Annotated in this window: 6 protein-coding genes; 2 read left to right on the top strand and 4 right to left on the bottom strand. The window is 38.4% G+C overall.

Annotation, left to right across the window (positions count from 1 at the left end; genetic code table 11):
• Nucleotides 1–96: 96 nt before the first annotated feature.
• A complete protein-coding gene (locus A9239_RS07995) occupies nucleotides 97–1374 on the top strand; it encodes a M20 family metallopeptidase (RefSeq protein WP_048119674.1) in 1278 nt (425 codons plus the stop codon).
• A gap of 37 nt (nucleotides 1375–1411) precedes the next feature.
• The gene (locus A9239_RS07990; RefSeq protein WP_048119673.1) at nucleotides 1412–1849 is read left to right on the top strand and encodes a GNAT family N-acetyltransferase; all 438 of its coding nucleotides are present in this window, start codon (nucleotides 1412–1414) and stop codon (nucleotides 1847–1849) included.
• 367 nt (nucleotides 1850–2216) lie between these two features.
• On the opposite strand, the gene A9239_RS07985 is transcribed toward A9239_RS07990, so the two are convergent.
• The 4 genes from A9239_RS07985 to A9239_RS07970 all read right to left on the bottom strand — a co-directional run bounded on the left by A9239_RS07985 (nucleotide 2217) and on the right by A9239_RS07970 (nucleotide 7173).
• Nucleotides 2217–3026 (bottom strand): glycoside hydrolase family 16 protein, encoded by an 810-nt coding sequence (locus tag A9239_RS07985; protein ID WP_052712684.1) that lies wholly within the window; start codon nucleotides 3024–3026, stop codon nucleotides 2217–2219.
• Nucleotides 3027–3995: 969 nt separating this feature from the next.
• The gene (locus tag A9239_RS07980; RefSeq protein ID WP_048154624.1) at nucleotides 3996–5207 is read right to left on the bottom strand and encodes a glycosyltransferase family 2 protein; all 1212 of its coding nucleotides are present in this window, start codon (nucleotides 5205–5207) and stop codon (nucleotides 3996–3998) included.
• Between the two features lie 323 nt (nucleotides 5208–5530).
• Nucleotides 5531–6259: an ATP-grasp domain-containing protein gene (locus A9239_RS07975; RefSeq protein WP_230629263.1), complete on the bottom strand. Its 729-nt coding sequence runs from the start codon at nucleotides 6257–6259 to the stop codon at nucleotides 5531–5533.
• Nucleotides 6260–6462: 203 nt separating this feature from the next.
• Nucleotides 6463–7173 carry a PIG-L deacetylase family protein gene (locus tag A9239_RS07970; RefSeq protein ID WP_230629262.1) on the bottom strand — a complete coding sequence of 237 codons (711 nt, stop codon included), beginning with the start codon at nucleotides 7171–7173 and terminating at the stop codon, nucleotides 6463–6465.
• Nucleotides 7174–7719: the final 546 nt, after the last annotated feature.

Below are 7719 nucleotides of genomic sequence, written 5' to 3'. Positions count from 1 at the left end.
TTGGGATAGGCTCAATATTACGGCCAGTCGTATGAAGATGATAAATACTACGTACCAGTAAACGGAACAGACTGCAAATGCAGAACATCCGAGGGAATGCTTTTGAGAGAAAATCCGAGTGCAGAGGCGCTTGAAGCCTGGATTATACAGCTCAGGCGCGAATTTCATAGATACCCCGAACTTAGTTTTGGAGAATACGAGACCCAGAAGAAAATTCTGAAAATCCTTGGAGAACTGGGAGTAGAAGCCAGAAAAATTGCAGATACCGGCGTATTTGCAAGCATTCGGGGGAAGTTACCTGGGCCCTGTATCGCCCTTCGATCAGATACTGATGGACTGCAGGTACAGGAAGAGTTGACTGAAAGAAATAGTGACTATATCTCCAGAAATGATGGAGTAATGCACGCCTGCGGACATGATGGACATATGGCAATGCTTTTTGGGGCTGCACGGCTTTTTCAGGAGAACAGGAATTTTCCGGGTGAAGTTCGCCTTATCTTCCAGCCTGCCGAGGAAATTCCACCAGGAGGTTCGGAGAGGGTAATTGCAGAGGGGGGGCTTGAAGGTGTGGATGCAGTTATGGGTATACACATCTTTACCAATCACGAATCAGGAAGTGTGGGATTCCGTCCCGGGCCTTTCATGGCAAGCACTAACCGTTTTGAAGTGATCGTTAAAGGAAAGGGAGGCCATATCTCAAAGCCTAAAAGCTGCATTGATCCCGTTCGAATAGCAACGGATTTTCTAAGTAACCTTTATCCTGCTCTGGAAAAGCAGCTTGAACCGGATAAGTATGTCATTGGAGTGGGAAGGATTCAAGGAGGAGCTCAGTTCAACAGAATTCCTGATACTGTAGAGATTCTTGGAAGTTATCGATCCTTTGACCGAGAGACTACTGATATCATTGACAGGACAATGAAAGAGTGCCTGGATGAGGTAGTAAAAAGATATGTAAAGCCGGGAGACGAATTTTCAGGCTTTCCGGACTACGAGCTTGATATACTGCACGGCTATCCTGTCCTTGTGAATGACCCCATGTTCACAAACGCTGTAAATTCTAAGCTGCAGGAGAGTTTCCCGAAACTTACAATCTATCCTGAACTCGAAAAAACTTTTGCCGCTGAAGATTTTGCAAGTTACCTGCAGAAAGTTCCAGGAATTTTCATTTCCCTGGGTGATCTAAACCCGGAAAAAAAGATAGTGGAAATCAATCACTCTTGCAAGTTTGATATTGATGAGGATATACTGATTACTGGTACTGAAATATTTTATACTGTTTCCCTGGATTTTCTCAAAAACCCGGAAAAATATCTCAGTTCCCAGAGTCATTTGAACCCCGAACCCTTAAGAAAGAGCCTGAAAACCAACAGGTAAATAGGAAATGAACTGTACGGTTTGCAGAGTGAGTTAAATGATAATCCAGAGATATGACGATTCCAGAAAGGAAGAAGTTCGTGACGTTGTGCTTGGAGTGTTGAAGGAACACGGCTTTGAACCCGACAGGCTAAAAGATGCTGACCTCAATGACATAAATGGTTATTATTTTGGAAGTGGAGGCGCGTTTTTCGTAGGGATCGTCGACGGCAAAGTCGTAGGTACAGCAGGCATCCGAAAACTCAGCGGAAATCGGTGCGAAATCCGGCGTATTTATCTTAAAAAAGCCTTCAGGGGTAAAGGCAACGGAAAACAGCTCTTCAGGACTGCTCTCGATTTTGCTGAAAAAAACTGCTCAGGTGTGTTTCTTAAAACCGATTCGACTCTCACAAAAGCGATAGACATGTATCTCAAGCACGGCTTTACTTTCAAGAAAGAAGAGACAGGGTACCTGTATTTCGAAAAAATGTTTTAACGCTCGAGTCCCGTCTCGAGAGGACGGTGTCCTTTTCGCTAACTTTGTTCGTTCAATAGGGTTGAATCTGACCTTCCGCATGTGCCTAATCTATTTTTCTATTAATATATAAATATTAAAAAAATATATTGTCTTTATCTGGATTCATGCGTCTTCGGTTAAGGAATCAGTTAACTATAACTACTACATTTATATAACCATCTTGATTTACTCTACAGGTTTACAGAAAAATATGATAATAGTAACACGTTTCTAACAGAGCGTATCTTAACCATGATGAAGGTATCCGGATTTAATTATGCTTGTTACAACACGTTCTCTTGATCACCACTGAATCGTTTCTGGTTTTCTATCAAAAATGCAAAAATTACTGGATGTGGATTTTATGCTTAACTGATGACCAGTGAAAGGAGCTTATAATCACTTCTACTGGTTTGTCATTACTTGGTGGTATACTATGCTGCAACCAAAGGTTCATCATTACTTTTGCTTTTACTTTTGGAATATCTTTCTTATTTGTACAGTACCAATTAGCAATGATTTTACCATTTGACGCTCTAGCAGTGTAATATATGTAAGTTGGTTGCCAGTCGAATGTATAAGTCACGTCAGTTGCGTTTATATAACTGGAAGTAGGTGACACAAATGTTACTGTTTGGTCTGGTTGGCATGTGAAATGTAGATGGTCTGAGCTTGAGTTACCCCACTGACCTGATTCAATATCAATCTCATGATCATCGTCTGTATATGTGAAGAGTCCAAGTACTACATTTTTATCAAGATTTAATGATTGTGAAGATACTACCCATGTATATCTTCCATATTTAAAGTTTTTAACACTATCCAGCTCAGCACAATTCCAATGACCATCTTTATAGTTTATTTCAAGGTGTAGTTTACCATCTGAATCTACATATGTGTTATTTGGGTTCCAATAGTTTGATCCAGGACCTTTTATACCACTTTTAAGTGTCCAATCATATCCCGACCAACGAAGTACACTTGCATTTGATTGTAGTTTCTCTGAATCTGCATATGCGTCATTTGGGTTCCAATGACTTGATCCAGGACTTTTTATATCACTTTTATGTGTCCAATCATATCCCGACCGACTAAGTGCACTTGCATTTGATATAAGTAATATAATCCCAATTAATATGAATATCGATTTTCGCATGTTTTCACCATTATTCCAAATCCTGTTTATTTTTTGTAAAGTTTTATTACAAACAATCTTGTAATAAAATATAAATTCATAATTGATATATAAAAATGTACATATAATATACCAATATTAAACTAGGATTTTAAATATTTAATTTAGGTAAAATGTCATCAAAAATCGTTTTTATTAATCTCTGGTGAGTAAATTTTGATACTTTTTTATTTTCTGGCCTATGTATTTTTACTTAAAATCATGCCAAACAATCAAATTTTAATTTCACTGAAATAAATTATTTTTTTAACCTTAACTCTGTTACGAATAGGAAATATCTTTTTCAATAACAATGCTCTTGATTATGTTTCACTCCGAATAATTAAAACACAGGGTCAAATTTTTCAGTGTATCTCCAGCGGAGAGAAAGATAACAAATTGATGTTAGGGCCTATAGATCTTGAATTTAAAAATAAGTACTTTTTTATACCCTATAGGGAATAAATTTTCTTCATATTTTTCAGTTTATTTCATACAAAACTTCTGATATCTAAAGAATAAATAGCACTAAATGTATAAAAAATTTCTGGTAAAATTGAAAGCAATAGGGAGGGAAAATGCAAAAATACGTTAAAAACAACATCAAAAGACACAATCTTTTAATTGGCTTATTCCCTACGTGAGGGAGAGTTAAGGTTTTTAATGAAAAAGAAAACAGTTTCATTGCAAAAAAATTATGAAATAAATACACTGAAATAACTAGAAATTTAAGGGTATACATTATACCAGTAAATCTTTTGTTAGTGTACCAAAAGTTAATCTGTTACAAAAATTTTCGTCTCGTACTTTTAGGCTATAATTGGCATTCTTATATATCAATTGTAAAGTTTTTTAATTGTTTTTGTAAAATATCAAGATTTTTTGCAACGGAACCAATGAATATTATGATAAAGCAACAGGCTATTCTGCATATTATTGCATTGGAATCTCTCAGCGGCTTACAATGCCGGTCCGATCTAGCTTGTTCCAGTTTGCCTCCTCTCTACGCAACTCAACGATGATCGCCCATAGCATTACTACATCCATCATAAAGGAATATAGTACCCATAATGGTATCACGTAGAAGTATTTTAAATCAAGCCAAGCTCGGTCAAGGGCAATAGAAAATAATAATGCAAAAATGGAAGAGAACATACCAAGCCAACCCATGATGCCTATCCAGTTCAAAGGGATGGGATTAATGTTGCGAAGTAGCAAGATTGGCAACAGTATGATTGATATCAACTGTAGCAAAGGTATGATAATCATTGATGTTAAGTTAATAGGCAAATAAAAGGCAAAAAGACCATACTTTGGATTGAATAACATATCTCGGTGAATATAAGCGGTTTTAAGTAGCCCACGCGCCCATCGCACGCGCTGCTTCCACAGGCCCGTGATAGTTGAGGGTGCTTCTGCATATACTATGGCCCAAGGTTGAAACACTATTTTGTAACCTGCCTTGTGCACACGCCAGGTCAATTCCATATCTTCGCCTATAAATCCCTCTAAGAAGGGACCAGTCTTTTCAAGAGTGCTAGATCGATAGGCGCCTATATTGCCAGACACGACAGGAAGGCAATCGATAGTAGATAGCGCTCTGCGCACAAAGCCTGTGCCTACGTGAGTGAGCAAGTTCGCCAATTGTGTCTGAAGCTTATCAAGGTTAATGGGAGCATCGTTGCCGCATACTGCACCTACATCTTCGCTGATAAAACCACTGAGCATCTTGCTTATGGTATCAGGAGCAAAGATGCCATCAGCGTCGACGAAGAATAGTACTTCTCCTTTGGCCAGGTTCAGTCCCACATTAAGAGCTGAGGCTTTGCCTCCATTTTTCTTGGTTACCACAATTACGTGGGAGTTCGTTTCATAACGCTGCATCTCTTCAAGTGTATTATCAGACGAACCATCATCCACCAGGATGACCTCATATTCTGAATAGTTTGATGCTAAAATGGACTCTATACAATGGCCTATCACTTTTCCTTCATTATAGGCTGGTACCACTATAGAGACAAAGGGATTCTCGCTGCTGAATATATGCTGCTTGCTCTTGCGCATTTCGAAAGCTAAAGATAGTGGATAATATGGAATTGTCAGAATACCTACAGAAAAGCAGGTGAATCCTATAATATAGAAGAATAAAAGAAGTGGCTCCATGACTCTGTTCCAAAATCCAGTGATTTTTGCATTTTTGATAGAAAATCTGAATTAGCAAGAAGAATCCAGTTTTTGTCAAAATCAATATTCGCTATCTAAAGATTTCAATTCCGAAGTGCCCGCAACAAAATAACCTATGCAACATATTCTTGTATCTTTGATTTGCGATCTTGATAGTGAAAATCAAAATGCCCAATCGGTAATATGCAGAGGTTATTCTGTGACGGGGCCTAAGTTGTATCATAAGGATTGTGATCAATTACAAAATCTAGTGATTTTGAATTTTACATTCATCACTGGATTTTGGTATTGGATCGACTCCATTAGCAAACTCCAAAATCTTCCAAAACTGCATCCAGTACTTCTTTGGCTCGGGCAATATTTGCCCCAAACCTGGCATTGATCTCCAGAACTACAGGATTGTGATCGTTTCGACGGCGAATATCTATATCCATTGGGCCGGTCAGATTCATAGACTTTGCTGCAGATATAGCTATATCTGCCACGTCTGGAGCGTTTACGCGCTTCACTTCAGTTGCGTTGCCCACGATTCCCTCTTTTAACCTAGTCTTTTCTAAAACTACGATAACAGATTTTTTCCCAATATATACCTCAGGTGCGTAATCCGTTCCAGGGATAAACTCCTGCAATATATATCTGTCATCAAGCATGGAGATTGCAGGCCAATCCTCTATGTTTCTAATAATTACCTCTCTACCGCCTCTACCTACTCGCGGCTTACTCAGGCATGGCCATCCCAAATTAAGCGAGATCTCCTCAGGCGAAGAGACCTGTGAAGGTAGTAAGTACCTGGGAACACATACTCCATTGCTCGAAAGCCGTTTATATGTCAGAAATTTATCATCTGCATCGGAGACTGCTTGATATTGGCTAATGACTGTCGGTATGTCGCTCCATTTTTTCCATTCCGAGGCTATGATTGGCAATTCCTCACTCACAGTTGGAATTAGCAGTTGGATGCTCTCCTCGACCGTAAGAGTATATAATTTTTCCAAAAACAATGGGTGTGAAGCAGGGGGAATCCTATGCATCTTGACCCCTGGAAGCGAGATCCTCTGCATATCAACGCCAATGACGGTATGTCCTTTTTCTAAAAGGAGTAATGCAACATTACGACCGGCTGGGCCTCCAATACCAGTCACCATAATTTTTACCATAAATCATCCTTCTTGCCCAATTTATGACGTATCTTTTTAAATTTACGATTGTTTATATTATATGATCACATATGCAATTAAATTTGTAAATTAATCCGAATTGCCTCAAAGCCTTCTGCTTCTCCCAATTTTGCTTGAGCACCTCGGAAGATGGCTTTTCCATAGACCTGCTCTGGCTGTACATATTTCTTTTTGTTTTGATCTTTATGTTCCTGAATACTTTCTATTTTAATATCTACATACTGTTCAATATTTATAAAAACATTTGGTTGGAAGTCCTGGGTAGTAGAAGGGCTTTCATAGCATAATATAGTGCTCAGATTGCGGCAAGCACGCAGTGTTGCATCATGAACTGCTCTATGATCCTGATGTAGATCGTGAATTGAGTGTGTAAATACCATATCCGGTTTCAACTCGTTTACGATTATTTCGATTTTTTTGCTAATCTCCAAGATGAACTGGTCCAGTTTAGTATCAGGAAAATCCATAATTTCGACCTTATTTATACCTAAGAATTCAGCGCTTTTCGTTGCTTCTATAAGCCTAGAGGAACTATTACCCCCACGTTCCCCTTTGCTGACGATCAAGCTCATTATAGTGTTCCCTGCATCGGAAAGCTCTGCGATAGAGCCTCCACAGGCGATCTCGATGTCATCTGGATGGGCTCCAATCACCAAAATTTTCCTCGGTTTTGGACTCGGTTCAACTATCAATTTCATCCACACAATTCCTATCAGGAGTATACTCTGTCCTATGATGCCCAGGCAATCGGCAGCTAACTGGTACAATATATTTGAATCTGGGCTTATTAGGCAGAAAAATTGAAGGATAGCTGAAAAGATGTTGATAATTAATACGAGCCAAATAATGATTCTAGACCTACGGACCATTCTCTCCAGCGGCAGCTGTTTCGTTAAAATGAATATAATCACTATAGTGAAAATTATGTAATTAATCAGATGTGTAACGTTTGCCAAGTCAAACATATGTACTCTAACTCCAATCTTATCTTTTGGTTGGGGTTCCAATTTTTATAATTCTCTCAAAAATTTGGTGGTTTACTAATAGTCAGTTGATATTTTTCCAGAAGATACACACATTCGCATTCCGCTCTCTATTTCTTTTTCATATACACTCAATTTTCCTGTATGTAGACAAGCTTAAAAAACAAATGAAATTAAACAAATAGGACTTATGCTATTCATTTTTCAGTTCAACTGCTTATGTCCTAAAGCAAAGATGCTCTAAGACAAAATATCAACCATCCAATAACGCACAACCCATATTAGACATAAATGGAAAATCTTAGAAATACAGTAGTTTTCCTATAAAAC

This window comes from Methanosarcina sp. A14 (assembly GCF_001729375.1).
Taxonomy (GTDB): Archaea; Halobacteriota; Methanosarcinia; order Methanosarcinales; family Methanosarcinaceae; genus Methanosarcina; species Methanosarcina barkeri.
This window is presented reverse-complemented; position numbering and strand designations above follow the sequence as displayed.